The sequence below is a fragment of the Bacillus sp. ISL-4 genome (assembly GCF_018613275.1).
GTDB classification, from domain to species: Bacteria; Bacillota; Bacilli; order Bacillales; family DSM-1321; genus Peribacillus; species Peribacillus simplex_E.
The window spans coordinates 1-15,986 of sequence record NZ_JAGGQN010000059.1 but is presented as its reverse complement, the minus strand read 5'-3'; the positions used below and the strand labels follow the sequence as shown (position 1 = coordinate 15,986).

16 protein-coding genes and 3 pseudogenes are annotated in these 15,986 nt (G+C 34.6%); 4 read left to right on the top strand and 15 right to left on the bottom strand.

Annotation, left to right across the window (positions count from 1 at the left end; translation table 11 throughout):
- Positions 1-154: 154 nt before the first annotated feature.
- From J7J00_RS25625 to J7J00_RS25605, 6 genes are all read right to left on the bottom strand, one after another.
- Positions 155-1,264: a Ger(x)C family spore germination protein gene (locus J7J00_RS25625; RefSeq protein ID WP_214795752.1), complete on the bottom strand. Its 1,110-nt coding sequence runs from the start codon at positions 1,262-1,264 to the stop codon at positions 155-157.
- A complete protein-coding gene (locus tag J7J00_RS25620; RefSeq protein WP_214795751.1) occupies positions 1,261-2,361 on the bottom strand; it encodes a GerAB/ArcD/ProY family transporter in 1,101 nt (366 codons plus the stop codon). Before J7J00_RS25620 ends, J7J00_RS25625 begins: the two co-directional genes overlap by 4 nt.
- 10 nt (positions 2,362-2,371) lie before the next feature.
- On the bottom strand, positions 2,372-3,946 hold the full coding sequence (locus J7J00_RS25615; protein WP_214795750.1) for a spore germination protein: 1,575 nt from the start codon (positions 3,944-3,946) through the stop codon (positions 2,372-2,374).
- A 226-nt stretch (positions 3,947-4,172) separates the two neighbouring features.
- Positions 4,173-4,346, bottom strand: coding sequence for a hypothetical protein (locus J7J00_RS28430; protein ID WP_286201576.1), 174 nt, complete (start codon positions 4,344-4,346; stop codon positions 4,173-4,175).
- Positions 4,347-4,381: 35 nt separating this feature from the next.
- Entirely contained in the window at positions 4,382-4,555 is a 174-nt protein-coding gene (locus J7J00_RS28425) for a hypothetical protein (protein WP_286201575.1), read from the bottom strand.
- Positions 4,552-4,842 (bottom strand): hypothetical protein, encoded by a 291-nt coding sequence (locus J7J00_RS25605; RefSeq protein WP_214795749.1) that lies wholly within the window; start codon positions 4,840-4,842, stop codon positions 4,552-4,554. Before J7J00_RS25605 ends, J7J00_RS28425 begins: the two co-directional genes overlap by 4 nt.
- 312 nt (positions 4,843-5,154) lie before the next feature.
- Here J7J00_RS25605 and J7J00_RS28420 point away from each other — a divergent pair, with 312 nt between their 5' ends.
- Positions 5,155-5,277, top strand: a complete 123-nt coding sequence (locus tag J7J00_RS28420; protein WP_286201574.1) for a hypothetical protein — start codon at positions 5,155-5,157, stop codon at positions 5,275-5,277.
- Between the two features lie 38 nt (positions 5,278-5,315).
- A complete protein-coding gene (locus J7J00_RS25600; protein WP_286201573.1) occupies positions 5,316-5,795 on the top strand; it encodes a GTP pyrophosphokinase in 480 nt (159 codons plus the stop codon).
- A 74-nt stretch (positions 5,796-5,869) separates the two neighbouring features.
- Here J7J00_RS25600 and J7J00_RS25595 read toward each other — a convergent pair.
- The 5 genes and pseudogenes from J7J00_RS25595 to J7J00_RS25575 form a co-directional block, all read right to left on the bottom strand.
- Positions 5,870-6,001, bottom strand: a pseudogene (locus tag J7J00_RS25595) (recombinase family protein); the annotation flags it as partial.
- A 556-nt stretch (positions 6,002-6,557) separates the two neighbouring features.
- Entirely contained in the window at positions 6,558-7,418 is an 861-nt protein-coding gene (locus tag J7J00_RS25590) for an alpha/beta fold hydrolase (RefSeq protein ID WP_214795748.1), read from the bottom strand.
- Between the two features lie 377 nt (positions 7,419-7,795).
- Positions 7,796-8,263 (bottom strand): hypothetical protein, encoded by a 468-nt coding sequence (locus J7J00_RS25585; protein WP_214795747.1) that lies wholly within the window; start codon positions 8,261-8,263, stop codon positions 7,796-7,798.
- Between the two features lie 498 nt (positions 8,264-8,761).
- A pseudogene (locus J7J00_RS25580) lies at positions 8,762-10,058 on the bottom strand (IS110 family RNA-guided transposase).
- A 438-nt stretch (positions 10,059-10,496) separates the two neighbouring features.
- Positions 10,497-11,060, bottom strand: coding sequence for a GNAT family N-acetyltransferase (locus tag J7J00_RS25575; protein ID WP_309487248.1), 564 nt, complete (start codon positions 11,058-11,060; stop codon positions 10,497-10,499).
- A 222-nt stretch (positions 11,061-11,282) separates the two neighbouring features.
- Here J7J00_RS25575 and J7J00_RS25570 point away from each other — a divergent pair, with 222 nt between their 5' ends.
- On the top strand, positions 11,283-11,684 hold the full coding sequence (locus tag J7J00_RS25570) for an Lrp/AsnC family transcriptional regulator (RefSeq protein WP_309487247.1): 402 nt from the start codon (positions 11,283-11,285) through the stop codon (positions 11,682-11,684).
- 205 nt (positions 11,685-11,889) lie between these two features.
- Here J7J00_RS25570 and J7J00_RS25565 read toward each other — a convergent pair whose 3' ends face one another.
- From J7J00_RS25565 to J7J00_RS25550, 4 genes are all read right to left on the bottom strand, one after another.
- The gene (locus J7J00_RS25565) at positions 11,890-12,729 is read right to left on the bottom strand and encodes an MBL fold metallo-hydrolase (protein ID WP_214795745.1); all 840 of its coding nucleotides are present in this window, start codon (positions 12,727-12,729) and stop codon (positions 11,890-11,892) included.
- A 337-nt stretch (positions 12,730-13,066) separates the two neighbouring features.
- Complete coding sequence (locus J7J00_RS25560; RefSeq protein WP_214795743.1) at positions 13,067-13,690, bottom strand: FMN-binding negative transcriptional regulator; 624 nt, start codon at positions 13,688-13,690, stop codon at positions 13,067-13,069.
- Positions 13,691-13,713: 23 nt separating this feature from the next.
- A complete protein-coding gene (gene paiA, locus J7J00_RS25555; RefSeq protein WP_214795741.1) occupies positions 13,714-14,232 on the bottom strand; it encodes a spermidine/spermine N(1)-acetyltransferase in 519 nt (172 codons plus the stop codon).
- 21 nt (positions 14,233-14,253) lie between these two features.
- Entirely contained in the window at positions 14,254-14,706 is a 453-nt protein-coding gene (locus tag J7J00_RS25550) for a MarR family winged helix-turn-helix transcriptional regulator (protein ID WP_214795739.1), read from the bottom strand.
- 115 nt (positions 14,707-14,821) lie between these two features.
- Between J7J00_RS25550 and J7J00_RS25545 the strand changes: the two are divergent.
- Positions 14,822-15,466: pseudogene (locus J7J00_RS25545) on the top strand (YczE/YyaS/YitT family protein).
- Positions 15,467-15,986 lie beyond the last annotated feature (520 nt).

Here is a 15,986-nt window from a genome sequence, read left to right as displayed (position 1 = left end):
ATTATAACATTAGTCTTTACGGTTTATACGACTTTTATCTGGAATCTGTTATTTTTGATTACACAAAAAAAGCTTGCAGATTTAATCCCTAAAAGGGACCTTATCCTAGAAACCGGGATCGGTTCTCAGCATCCCCATTATGAAAGCTTTTGTCCTATTGATAATTCGTTGATCCCATGCCCTTAATTTTTGTTTTTACATGTATGTTTATTTTTGATTTTGCCAGAGTGTTCCCCCATTCTTCTTGTACTTTTTTCCACTCTTGATAAGAGTAGGCTCTTGCATACAGACCAAGCCCTAATGGATCAATTTGAGACTTTTGTATTTTTTGAATTAATTGATTGGTTTCATTCTCAAGCTCATTTGTAATGCTTTTTTCAAGCTTTGCATAATCTTTTCGGACATCGAATGGAAAGAGTTGTTCGGATAGCGAGATTTGTAAATCTACATTTATATCAAATACAAAGCGTCCATTGAACTTTACTTTCTTCTTTACTTTCAAATCTGAAATGGAGAAGCTGATGTATGGTTTGCCCTTACTGGCGGATTCCATAGAAACCGGAATAGTTATGGAATAATCACCTTTTTGTTTACCTTCTAAAACATTTAATAATTGATTTTCTTCAGGTGTTATTGTTATTTTATACTGGCCGGACTGAGCTAGCAGTGCAGAGCCTGTTAGCTCGATTCTTTTTTTCTTTTTGATTTGGGTGATCCACGCCGTTCTCCCTTTGTCCTTCATTTGTCTGTGAAAATCCTGGAGGGTCGTTTCTTTCACAATATTCCTCTTGGCGGCAGCATCAATTAAACTTGTTAAATATAGAGATAGTCGCGGTTTATCTGCTGGTTTATTGAAAATAACATCTGCAACAGATCCATCTACAGCGACAACACGCGCGGTTACTGTATTTTTAGGGTCCCTAAAGAAAGGATCGAGATAGTCAAACCAATCCTTCTTTTTAAGCAGTCGTTTTCCCACCAAAAACACTTGCGTTTTACTTCCTGATGTTAATCCTATTACCCTCGCATCAAATTTTTCTCTTGAATGTCGGAGGGTGTACGATTTAACTTCATACACTTCTTCCTTATCTTTTGCCTCTTTACTAAATATTGGGCTTGACATATACACTAATAAATTATCCTCTTCATCTAAATCGAGGCCTAAAATAAGTGAGACGCTAACTTCCTCTATTGGTGTAGCATCCATACACCCAGAGAGTATCATTACAAGGATTAAAAGACACAATCCTATTTTTCGGCTCATGAAAATCTCCTCCCTGAAAATCTCTCATATCCCCAACTGTAAATCCATAAAAAAACGGGAAACACATATGCTACCGCAATCCCGGCATTCGAAGCCCATTTTTGCAAGGTTGTAACTTGCATCCATGTTGGTTGAACAAAAAATGTGCCCACGACGAGTAAACCTAACAAAACGGGCACATATAAACTATGATCCTGCTTATTCATTAATTGACTGAAACTAAAGACCGTACAGTACATGTACAAGATCCAGGCTCTTGAGGAAAAAAGAATCAAAATATTCAATATAACCACGTCAAGACGCTCAATAAACGGGAATTCAATCACTTTGAGCATACTTAGGACAGGCTGATTAAAATCGGTAATGCTATCGGGACTAAAGAACACAAAACAGCTAATGGTTACAAAGAGATAAAAGAACATCGATAAGGTGTTGGCAATAATAATTCCATGAATGGCATATTGCTTTTTCTTTAAGAAAGGATAAAAGAAAAAGACAAGCTCAAACCCTAGGAACGAATAAATGACCGGCGGCAGGGTAGCTGAAATTGACTTCCAACCAACTTTAAACAATGGAAGCAAATTCAAGAAACTTCCATCTTTTAATGGAAACAAAAGAACTACCGGGAGCCACATCGTCATATAGAAAATCAATTCATTATATCTTCCAATAACACGGAGACCATTCCTGACTATAAATAATACCGGGATTGAAAATAACAATACAATTAAGTAATCAGGTGTATTGGGAAGAAACCATGCTTTTATATAAAGAAAAGTGTTAATAAATATAATCAAAGAAAAGCTTAAAGTGTATCCAAGAATAATAAAAATAGCCACTTTACCCATTGTTTTTCCAAAAAATCGGATAAGAAGATCGTAAAGCGTGTCATTTGGGTACTTCTCAGCCGTTTTCACCATAATAATACTGGCAGCAACGCTTAATATCCAACCAATGATGATGCCCATCCAGCCGTCTGTTCCAGCCTTTTCGGCAACAACTTTAGGAAGCGACAAAAAGCCGACCCCCATTTGGGTCCCAACAATTAAAAAAATATATTGCAGGATGGTGATTTCATTATGAGTGTATTTTTTCATTTTCCTCACCTTATCTTTTAGGCTTTCCCTGACGATTGGATTGAATGGTCCTTACACTTTTTGGTCGTGTAATCATTTTCCATAAAGGAAAACGAATAAATGAGTCCTTCATATCAGCAAACCGGAAAGGAGCTAATGGACTTGCATACGGAGTTCCCAGCGATTCAAGACTAATTAAATGGGCAATCAACGTCATGGCACCAATCATGATTCCGGTAGTTCCAAACATGACTGCTAATAACATCATGGGAAATCGCAGCATTCGGATAGCCGTCCCCATGTCATAACTTGGAATGATAAATGAGCCGATTGCCGTTGCAGAAACGATAATCACCATAATATTGCTTACTATACCTGCCTGAACAGCTGCCTGTCCGATTACAATTCCTCCCACAATTCCAACCGTTTGGCCTATTGGAGCCGGAAGACGAACGCCTGCTTCTCTCATCATTTCAATGGTAACCTCCATCAGGAGTGCTTCTATGATTGGCGGAAAGGGCACAACCACCCGTGATTCGGCTATGGATAAAAAAAGCTTTAAAGGAATGACTTCGTAATTATAGGATATAATGGCTACATATGTTGAAGGTAGAAATAATGTGATCATAAAAGCGAAAAAGCGCAGCAACCGTATCAATGATGCAGCTAACCAGCGTGTGCTGTAATCATCAACACTCTGAAGAAAAGATACTAATGTTACCGGAGCAATTAAAACAGATGGCGAACGATCGACGATAACGACAAATCGACCTTGAAGAATTTGTGAAGCTGCTGCGTCCGGCCTCTCGGTTAATATAAACTGAGGAAACGGGGAATATGGGTTATCTTCAATGAGTTCAGATAGTTCACCAGTATTGATTATCACGTCCATTTGAATTTGTTTGATTCTGTCTTCAAGTTCCTGCAGTACTTCTTCACTAGCAACATCTCCCAAATAAACGATAAAGACCTTTGACTTTCCGCGAACACCGACTGTAAGTTCCTTTATGATCAATTCTCGGTTAGGAATATACCTTCGCAACATTGCTACATTCTGACTTCCGGTCTCTACAAATCCCTGGTGGGCACCTTTCAGTGATGTTTCTAACTTCGGATCTTCAATCGCTCTTTGAGGCCATCCTTTTGTATCCAAAAGAAACGCTTTAGTTTCCCCTTGGATGAATAAGGCGCTGTCACCTGCAAAAAGTGCATTTTCAACGGATTTCCATGAATGGACGTCTTCAACATCCCCTACAGTTGTAGGCAATCCCTTCTTTGGGTCGAAAGAGGATTGCATCATGGCACTTAGAACGTTATTGCTTATTGAATTTTTATCTGTTAAACCATCTACGTATACTAAAGCTGCCTTTGTTCCCTTTCCAGCGAATTCGAAGTGGCGAATCACCAAATCCGGAGCATGGTGAAACATCTGCTGAAGTACTTGTATATTCATCGATAAATCAGGATACAGCGGATAATGATCTATCGAACTAAGTTTTTCTGAATAAACATTTTGGTTTGTTTGCTGATATTTTGAATAACGTTTCCTCTTAAATAAACCGGAGAAAAAAATATGAAACGCCCCCCTTTCTCTCAGATTTATCATTTCTCGCATAAGAAGAAATATACTCTATGCTGTAAAAAAATTAGACTATGACGGAAGCAATTAAAACGTACGCCAGAATTAAAAAAACCGTTTTAATTATCTTTGGAACAAAATGGAGTTTAACTTTAAAATTGTAAATTAAAAACCTAAGAATAAAAAAAGCCTACGATCCTTGCTATTTAAGGAAGTAGGCTTTCTTTTATTTCAGTTATTTTTTGGTTTTTCTCTATTTTTTAAATGGAATTCGGGGTTCTTCGTCTTGATATATGGAATAAGTCGTTCCTGCGCTTTCCATTTCTGAGCATTGTTCATTCCTGCAAGCAAACAGATAGGTTTGTATATCAGTACGGACACTTACTTCAAAATAGTAGGGGAACATTCCACCTTTATTTTTATTCATGTTTGCATCAATAGCAATAATATTCTCTTTTTCTGCTAACTTTTTATACTCTTTACTCTCAACTGTTTTTTCAGCACCATTTCACTTAAAATAGCCTGTTCACTTTCGGACGGTTCATACGCTTTTTCAAAAATAAACCATCTTTCAAATAAAAACAAATTAATCACTATACTGATTATCAATACTGTAACTAAAATCTTATTCTTCATATATCCCCATCCCTATACCTTTGTCTATCTAGATAGTCCCCACGTAATTCATTTAAACGACTTAAACTCTCTTCTTTATTAAAACGATAACCATATTGATCCAATATACGGTAATGGTTACTAATCAAATTTTGTTGCAAACGAAAATCCCCTCTATACTCGACTTCTTTCCACCATATACCACCCATTGTTTTTTCTTTAGGCGTACCACCATTTTTGCAAACAATTAACTGAACAAAATCAACTGGATTGTCACGTTCTGGAAGTATGGATTGATAAGTACACACAACGTCTTGTTAGACTTGCTTATACTATCGTCAAAGATTGGCTAAGAGCAAAAGATTACGTAAGAGGCATATATTAAAGCTTTTAATTCAATGGACCAATTAAAGAATAAAGAAGGGCCGTTTCCTTGGCTTGCAAGTTTGTTATTAACTCAAACTTCGCAGAGTGAAATCGACAAATAAGCCTTGATATAGATGGGGAGGCAGTCGATCCATTCCTGAAGTTGACTTTTGATTAATTTTCGTATTTTTTTGTTTGTCTTTTTTAGGGTATCTTGGTTATGATAACAGAATAATAACAGGAGGGCTGTGGACATGCTGAAAAAAAAGATGAAAATCGAGGTTATTCAAAAAGTATTAGACAATTGGAGGGGGTTCTTTTTACCTTACCAAATGGCATTACATGAATTAGAAAGTGATTTCAAGGTTATTGACTAGAATGGAAAACACAACATGGCTATTCTCCTATTGAACATATGAAAACACGTATGAAAAAGTTAAGTTCTTTGGTGGAGAAAATACAAAGAAAAGAAATTCCTTTAACACAAGAAGCGGTGAGGAATGAAATAAGAGATATTTTGGGAGTTAGAATTGTCACAAGTTTTATTGATGACGTATATATGTTGAAGGAGCATATCGAGCAACGTGAAGACATTCGAATGATACGCGTAAAGGATTATATTCAGGACCCGAAAATGAGCGGATATAAAAGTTTGCACCTGATTGTAGAAACCCAAGTCATCCTATCCAACGAAATAATATGGGTTCCTGCGGAAATACAAATTCGTACTTCCGCTATGGATTTTTGGGCATCCACCGAGCATAAACTAAACTATAAATATCAAGGCGAGACTATACCAGAGGATGCTCAAAAGCAGCTAATTGAGCTTGCCAAAGCTTCTTCCTTAATGGATAAAGAAATGTCAAGATTAAGAACAAAATTACTAGCCAATTAAGCAAACTATCGTGGCACACTTCTTCATTTACAACCTTAAGTCAATCTGACAAATAAAAACACTTAGTCTTAGAATCTAAGGGTTTCATCCTTGTTCCGTCCAAAACGATCCAGTGAATAAATGTAAAGAACATCCCCTTTCCGGATCATTCGTTTTAACAATTGATATTGTTCTCGTTCAAAATTTTTCTCACTTTGTTTATCCATACTTTAACGACGTTAAAAGTAGGTGATTTTATAAAAAAATGCCCCGTTCGCAAAAATGTACTTTTACGAACGACAGGAACAACGCTATGCCTCCCATTTCGGAAATTTTATACTCTAAGAGAATTCCAACCTAAAAAGTCGATCTCCTCTACGTGTACTGACCCCATAAAGTTAGACAGTTTATTTCGTTAGGCAGCCCGTTGGGTATGAGTTCGGTATTGTACCGGGCTCATACCTTTTAATTTACCTTTCTCATATGTCACAGTTTTTGTAAAAAGAGGGAGCAAGACAAAAAATGTATGATTATATAAAGAATCATACTTTTAAAAGGCCGCCAATTGGCGGCCTTCTTATGGCGCTAACGCACCCGTTAGTTCATTAAGAAAAGCGATTCTTATTAAAGAATCGCGCCCGATTGTGGAAGATCATAATTTATAATAATTAGTATCATTATGGGTGCATATTAAATTCACCTTTTTGTTACATAATCAAGTGTTATCGGTAATTTTAAAAAAGTGTTTATAATATGTTGAATTTTTGAGATATTATATAGACCTTAACTAAGAAAATATTGCTTTATGTGTCTTGCAACTTCAATTGGATTATGTTCATTACATGGGGAAAGATGATGTAATTTTGGGAGCATTAATGTTTGTGTTTTTGGAATTGTTCGACTTAATATTCGAATCATTTGGTGTACTGTTTCTGGACTTTTTTCTCCAGAAACTAATAATATATTTGCATTAATGATTTGATAATTGTTGTAAGTGTCTTCTAAGCGTTTTACTTCCTTATGCTCACATAAATTTGCTGGTAATAATTCTTTTATTTTAATCCAATGATCTCCACGTATTACCATACGGAAGATAAATTTTGCGTACCAGTTTGGCATTCTTGTTAAAGGACTATGGCCTGCACCCCTTACAAAACTAGTAAATGCTTCTCTAAAATCTTTTTGGTTTATGGCCTTTTCATATTGTAATATCCAGTCCCAATCTGTTGGTAACGAACCTATAGAAACTCCAGGTTCATAGAGAGCTATTTTGGTAAAGGATTGAAACGTACGTGCAGTTTCTAAAGCTACGAGTCCACCATAGCTGTGTCCAAATACATAAATTGCATCTGTTACTTTTTGTAGCGCTTGAATATCTTCGCATTCTTTGTTAATAGAATACTCACTTCCCTGAGGTCCACTCATCCCTCGTCCTCTTCGATCAATGATGTGTACTGTAAATGAATCCGATAGTTCTTGGGCAAGCTCGCTAAGGTCCCTCCAATCATTTAATGCACCATGGATTAGAATAAAACTGGGTCCTTGACCGATACTTTGATAACTAATGACTGTACCATCTTGTGATGTAAGTGTTGATTGAGTGAATGTATCTATAGGATATGTACTTTTTAAAATGTTTGACATATATAATTTCACTCCTCTGTATACAAGGTTAGATTGAATTTATTATTGCTTACCTTACAATAGATTCGTATCAGTTAAGGAGTATTCCTCTTTATATATTTCATACAAAGCTAGTTAACAATAATTGCATATTTTAGGATGTACGAAAAACGCGAATACCTTGGCTCACAAGATATTAGTGTTTTTTGTATTAATCGTATATTCAGGATTTTATAGAACTTCGATAAACCAACGATTTCGTACTCTCAAGTGCACCTGATGGCTGTATAAAAAATGGGGGTTTATTATGACCTCTTTTTCCATTATCTGGCCCAATTGTTGAACAAAGATCAAACAGCACTATGGAACTAAACTGCCCCGTTAGTTGCATAAAGTTATCAGTCGTTATCTTCCGCCCAAAGGATACCTATATTATTTTTATCTATTACTAAGACTCCTGTATCAAATGTGGAGTCTGTGATAGGTTGCCATCCTCTTAGCCTAAAGAATCCATCATCCTCATCGAAGTCACCATTAGTATAATAAATAGCATTAGATAGAAATTCGTTTAAGAAATAATTGCTTAACATAGTTGCTAAAGGCTTAGTTTCTAATTCAATATCATATGCCATGTCCATTGATAAAATATATTCAAGAATTTTTTTAGAAATACTTTGGTCAATCTGCTTCCAATTTCCTTCTATCCTGTTAGGTTTTAGACCAAGTTCTTTTAAGAATAGTTCTTTTGCAATTTCATTTGTTTTAGTATTTACGAATTGATTCATGTCTTTGAAACTGCAAGTTACACTACCTGAATTTCTTTTGGCTAACAAAATTTCATTAAATTCTTCATGATTCTTAATCATAAAATTAACATCCTTTTATAGTATTTTTATACTTTTTCACGTCTTTCTCATAGCTTAAATCCTAACAAAAAATTCATTAATATTCTTCAACTAACCTCCCTCAATAAACTAAACACAATCTCACGATTGCTCTAGAATTCTTAGGATTTCATAGTCATATCATTAACCGTTATCTATGTAAGCTCGGCATTACTCCTCAAGGATAGGGATTTATCGAAAAAAGTGTATGCTAAACTAGCCAATTATAGGAAAAAATTGGGTTAAGCAATGTTATGATCGCACTTTTGGATATCCACATGTCTCATGGAGGTCAACCCTCCCATGTCTCACAGAGTCGATGCTCCTACATTCCTTCGTTCAACCTTTCCATGAGGTGGATGTCGGTCATGCTGCCCCACAGGATCTAAGTCCTCACGTTAGTTGCTTTGCCGACTAATCCGTGCTTCACTTTTAAATAAATGTTAATTAAATGACCGTGTAACCTTAAAATTCAATGAACTATGCGACTGTTTGATGTACTACAAATGTTGCCATATGAGGGATATCCTTTAACATCTTGTCTTCTTGAAACGTAAATTGTTTTTTACCGATTGAAAACAGAATTCGAATAGGCTTGTTACACAAGGCTATCAGAGATTGCATTTTCTTTAAGGGATTGTGAGAACGTGATGTGTAATAGATATGAAGAGCTTTAAAAGCCTTGTTCTTTGCCACCAGTACCATGGCTGCCCGGAATAAGAGAGCCCTCAATTTCTTTCGTCCCCGTTTGGTAATCTTGGTCTGACCTTTGTGCTTTCCGGATGTGTTTTCTTTTAAACTTAAACCTGCTAATTTCACGATTTGGCGAGGATGTTGATAGTCTCTGAGGTCGCCGACCTCTGCGAAAAACCCTGCTACTGTATCTCGACCGATTCCTGACACCTCTAACATCTGTGTGACACCTGGGATATGGTCTAATAACTGATCTAATTGATGATCTAATTCTTCGAATTTCACTTGAATAAAATCATACTTGTCTAGTAAAGCTCTCAACTCTAATTTTGCCATAGCTGCCCCTTGACGAATACCAATTGAACGATTGGCTGCTTCTTTGAGTGCTCGTATCTTCTTTAAGCCTATACTGCGTTTTACCACTTGTCTTAAGGAAAGTAAGAGCTCTTCATCCGTATAATTTACAAGTTGATGTGGCAAGGCTTCTAGCTTTAGAAAATGAATAGCTGCCTTGCCTTCCCAACTTTTGAACACCGTCAAAAATTCGGGAAAGTAACGATCAAGCCAGTTATGAACTTGTCCCTGAACGACCTGTAAGTCAACGTTGAGAAGATCGCGAAGTTTTTTGGCCACTCGGAGTTCTGCATAAATTCCTTGTGGAATTGTTTGGTTCGGCGTATCTTCCGTCTTTGACTAATTGTGCGATGACTTTTGCATCTTTCACGTCATTCTTAGTAGGTGAATTATCGTCTAATTCTTTACTTCGTTTAACATGTAGTGGATTGACAGATACGAACTTAATATTATTCTCTTTTAGAAGATGAGCTAGATTTAACCAGTAGTGACCGGTTGGCTCCATGCCTACAATCACTTTATTTAACTTACACTCTTTAACAAGTTGGTTAATCCAATCTAGAAACGAATGAAATCCTGCTTTCGTATTTTCAAAGAAACACGTTTTACCCAGTTCCAATCCTCTAAAATCCTGTGCTCTCGCTACATGACTGTGCTTGGCTATATCTACTCCGACAATTAAGGTTTCAGAAGTAACTTGAGAGATTTTATGATTTTGGTTATAATTCATTGTGAGACCTCCAAAAGATGTATTTGTCCTTTTTAGCTGGCCAGCTCAGGACACATTCATCTTATCAAGAGGTCTTTTTTCATTCAAATCTCATTTTCAGTTATTACAGGAATGCTGCCCCGTTAGTTCAATAAAGAAAAAGCTTATGTAAAAGCATTATCTGAGGGATACTTCTTAACCCTGGTAATATTTATGCTCAAGAATCGGAACGTTATCTACTTATATCCTATGCGTATGCCTCATTAACAGATCTTAAAAAGGGAATACATGAAATTGGTTAAATCATTCGTGAATTAGCAAAGAGTTAATAAAAACCCTCATCCAAAAGAGAATTGGTTGAGGACTTTTGTCACCCTATCTTTTCTTGCTGCTGTACTAGGTATGGATGAATGGGAACATAAACCACTAATTCCATAAGATTCATCAATGTTAACTTACTTATTCAAATTCGCTGAAGAATTTCTTTTTAATATCATTCCACTCCTCTTGTATAATACTAAAATAAACATCGTCTCTTTTATTTCCATTTTGATCTATGTAATTGCTACGAAAGATCCCTTCTTGCTTAGCTCCAAGTTTTAGAATTGCTTTCTGAGACCTAATATTGTCTATATCTGCACTAAATTGAACTCTGTTAAAGTTCATATTTTCAAAAGCATATTTTAATAATTCATATTTACAAGCTTTGTTTATTCCTGTTCCCTGAAATTTTGTCCCATACCAAGTCCAACCTATTTCTAATCTCTTATTATGAAAATTTATATTCCCAAGTCTTGTGCTACCTACAATTTTTTTTGTTTCTTTATCAATAATAATAAATGGATATGACTTTCCCTCTAACTTTTCATTTAAAGTTGAATGTATATAATCATCTAACTCCTCTTCTGTACGAATAAATAAACCCATGTATGTCCATAGAGACTCATCAAAAGCAACCTCTTTTAGAGGTTCTTTATACTCTAAGGTAAAAGGAACAAGTAATACTTTTGAATTTTCTAAAATAATTTCATTCTAAAAAAAACTATTCACTATTAAATCACTTCCTACAGGTATTTTATTCCAATATAGAATACTAAACACTATTTTATATTACATATTGTGTTAAATACATAGATATATTAAGCTTATTTTGTTAAATACTTTATTATTTATTTTAATTTCACAATTTTTCTTAAAAATATAATGTCAAAGGACGATGCTACCTTGGATGATATTGATTAAAGTATTTTAATTCTACTTCAAGAAAATGCTCGAATATCTATGACAGAACTAGGAAAAAAAGTTGGACTTTCAACTCCTGCTGTAAATGAAAGGGTAAAAAAGCTTGAAGATAAAGGGGTAATAAAAGGATATAGAGCTATTATCGATACTGAAAAGCTAAATAAAGGTGTAACTGCCTTTATTTTATTTGATACGAAACAAGGAAAATCATTTAGGGATTTCTGTAAAAAAAATCATAACGTAGTTGAATGTCATCGATTAGCAGGACAGTTTAGTTATTTAGTAAAAATCGTAACGGAATCAGTTCAATCTCTTGAAGAATTTATTGATTCGTCATTAGCTTATGGAGAACCTTCTACGTTAATTAAATTATCTTCGGTGGTAGAATATAGACCTTTTAGTTAAGTTTAATAAAATGGTAAAAGGGTACCGCCAATATTTTAGATGTAGAGTAGACATCAATTAAGCCAAGTTTTCTCCTTAAAGTAGGAAAACTCGGCTTAATTGATGTCGAATAATGCTTAGCGTATGTTTTCCACGTTTTTCTACCGGGACCCCTTATATGTAAAACCTTAGTTACCTCAGCATTCTAGGGTCCTATATAATTGATCTAGAAATATTCTAGTTGTAAACCTACTCCCACTTCCTCAATATCAGCAACTGTGGATAGAGCTATCTTAGAATGTAAATCTGTACAATGAGAAGCGTGAAGCTTATTGGGTCTAAGTTCTTTTATATACTTTACAGTGTTCTCTAATTGAAAATTGGATGGATTCAATAAGTGAAATCCTCCTATGATATCTACTATTCTTTCTTCCTCACATACTTCTTTAGCATATTCAATAATGTTACATATTCCAGAATGAGCACATCCTACCATAATAACTAGCCCTTCAGATGATTTATATACTAATGCAGTATCATCAAAAATATAATCGTCAAATTCTTCTTTTGTAGTGGTAACTTTTCCAATAACTTCTTTACCTTCAAAATCAAATTTTCTCTTAATTTCACCTAAAAACACTAATTTATCAGTCAGCCACAATGGTTGTTTAGATAAGTGAATAGGGAAATGTCTGCTTAATTTATTGTAAGATAAGATACTTCCTATCTCACCTACTGAATCCAGTAATTTGCTTTCAAAAACTAAAGGATGACCAATGATTGTAGGCGTATTATGTATTATGAGCTCACCTTTTGCTTCCATATGCAACCTAATTAAATGCGTGACTCCCCATGTATGATCGACATGTCCGTGTGATAAAGCAACCCAATCTAAGTCCCTTAGATCAATTCTCATTTTCTCTGCATTTTTTATAAAAGCATCAGAGTATCCAGTATCAAATAAAATCCGTTTATTATCCTCTTCAATAAAAAAAGAAAGTGCTGGTTCTCCGAAGAAGTAGCGATCAATCAATGTATTATTATCTACAAGTATTGATAATTTCATATAATATCCACCTTTTTTCTAGTTCTATCTATTATAACCAAGGTAAGGTATTTTTGTTAATTTACTAAAATGTAACTTTGAAACAAAGTTCGATAAAATAATCCAAGAAACCTTGATAAATGGATAATTAAAAGAGCATGTTTTGAAAAAAGATTAATCAAAACATGCCCTTATACTATTTAATTGGATTATTCTTTTATAAAAAAGATTGATCATTTTTGTGTTCCTTAATCAACTAAAGCACCCGATAATCTTTCACGATCTGAAGAGAAGCTGCCAATATGACAGCTCCGTCCCGTTCTTTAATTCTTGCATCGAGGGTTGAATAAAAGTGGGCTTATATGTGATTTGTTAATCTCTTTTCCATCAGTTCTGCCATTTGTTTCGAATTTGGATTTCCTTCATTTTGTAATTCATCAATGATGTTAATATAATCCGTTTCATTTCGGTTCTGACTTAATTTATATGCAGCCTGAATTTCTCTCACCTTAATCTTAAATCCAGCTATACCTTTCAGTTCACTTTCTAAGAGATGAGGAGAAAGTTTATCCCATAAAACAGGATTTTCACGATTTTCTTCATATTTTTCCAGCATTATTGTTAATTCTTCTATTAATTCATCTTTCTCTAAAATGCTTGCTTTACCATATACATGGACGGCTTGATAATTCCATGTTGGAACTTCTTCATGCCCATACCAAGAAGAAGAAATGTAAGCGTTCGGTCCCTGAAACATTACAAGCACATCTTCACAGGTTTCAAATGTTCTCCACTGAAGATTTCCATAAGCCAAATGCCCCGTAATATAGTAATCATCACCTTTTTTATTTAACCCCAAAGGCAAATGAGTGGCAATTGGTTTCCCTTGTTCTGTTGTGACAATCGTGCCAAAAGAGTTTTTTTGAACAAAATCCCAAATTTCATCAACCTTTTTGACCTTATAGTATTTTGGAATATACATAATAATCCACCTTTCAACAAAAGTTATTTGAGTGTTTTGGTCATTATAATGTCAATTTGTTCTTCATCACCCATATAAAAAGAGTGGGCTCCAGTTTGAACAAACCCCAGTTTCTTATAAAAAGCAATAGCGTTTTCATTTTTTTCCCATACACCTAGCCAGATTTTCTTTTTATTGCGTTCCATCGCAATTTCTATAGCTTTATTTAGCAGATATTTACCAAGCCCATGTTTTTGAAATTTGTTCTTTATATAAATCCTCTCGATTTCAAGTGATTCATCACCCATTTCTTCAGTCTGAGCATCATTGGTATTGACCTTTAAATATCCAGCGACTTGATTATTAAAATAAACAAAAAATAATTGCGAAGAAATATTGGATAATTCTTTTTCTAATTGTTTTAAGTTAAATGCCCTTTCCAAATAGTTATTCATATTTTCAGGTGTATTCTGATGCTTAAATGTCTCATTAAATGTTTCATAACTAATTTCTTGAAGTTTGCGTGAATCTTCATGGGTACACTTTTTAATATTTTTAGTCATATATGTCACTCCTTTATATAATCAATAATTTCTCTTGTTTCCCTTTTTTACAAATTCCCAGTCTTTTTCTATATTTTTTCTAACCCTTTGAAGAAGAGTAAAAATGGTTTCTACTTCTCTTTCGGAAAATCCCTCTAATGCAACGATATTGGAATAATCATTTTCTCTTTTTATAAAAGGATAAACATTTTTCCCATTCTCTGTTGGAAAGAGTTTTTTAATTTTTTTGTTATGTTTATCTTCTTTCTTTTCAATAAATCCATTAATTTCAAGTTTTTTTATAGCACGAGCTGCTGTTGTTCGATCTACTTTTATCATCTCAGCTAACTTTTCTTGAAAGATTCCTGGGTTTTCACATATTCGCACAAGGTACAAATACTGCCCTTTTGTAAGGTCATATTCTTTAAATTCTATATTACTTATAGAATCTAATTCCCTTGCTATTATTCCAATTTCACGAAGAATTTCCTTCATAATTAACTCCTTAGTACACTTTTTGTTGCAAATACAATAAAAATGACATATATTAAATTTAACCTAACTTTGTTGCATTTGCAATAAAAAAATAATGATAAAGAGGTCGAGTAAAGTGAAATATGTTTTTTATGTATTAGGAATTTTAATATTAACCCTTGGTATTTCTTTCACTATACAATCAGACCTCGGAACTTCACCTTTTGATGCACTATTGGTAGGACTGTCTATAAATGTGGGGCTTACTGTCGGAAGTTGGGAAATAATAATAGCGTTAATATTGATATTTTGTAATTCATTTTTAAAAAGACAAAGACCAGAAGTTTTGGGGTCGTTAACAGCATTTATAACGGGTATTGGTATTGATATGTGGCTTTTTTTATTGCACAATTTGATAACACCTGAACTATGGTACAGCAAAGTTGTTTGTTTTTTAATCGGCTTAGTTCTTGTAGGATTAGGAACTGCAACATATTTACACACAAATTTTGCACCGATTCCAGTTGACCGATTAACAATAATCATACAAGAACTAACTAGAACAAATATATTTCTCTCGAGAACATTCATTTACCTCGTATTCTTGATAATGGAAATGATTTCCAACTGACCAATTGGCATTGGAACTTTATTAACAGTTTGTATAGGCGGGCTCATACTTAATTACTTTATGCCAATTACTAAAAAGGTATTAGACAGGATACTAACACACTCTAGTACATCACCTAATAATGATACTGATAAAAACCATTCCATATAGAATGGTTTTTGTTTTTCTTAATGAACTCCCTCAGTTTGATGCGAATATCTCTCGAATGCTCACTTATTCGCAGGATTTCATAACCCTTGTAATTGGACTTACAGGTAAATGAAATGAGTTCAGATCAGTTAGGCTTCGTGAAGGCATAGTTAAATAAAGGAGTCAGCTACCACTCCATATTTTACCATATAATGTACATCTCCACGCCGTCCCTGGAGGCTTTCCCTCCCATGTCTCAACGGGTCAATTGCCCTCTCATTCCTTCGTCATGCCTATCCAAGGGGTGGAGGCCAGTTATGCTAACCTGATGGGTCACAGTGCCCTTTTGTTCAAGAAACCTGGTACTCCGTACATATTTGAAATCCTACGAATAAGACAACATTCAAAATGATAGTTAACTATTTTAAATAATACATTTTATATACTTAATGTTTTATTTCTATGCTGCTAAAGGGATTGATACTTGGACCTTATTTGGACAATAAGACTCGTTCCGTCGTGCTATTCCTACAAAAATCCT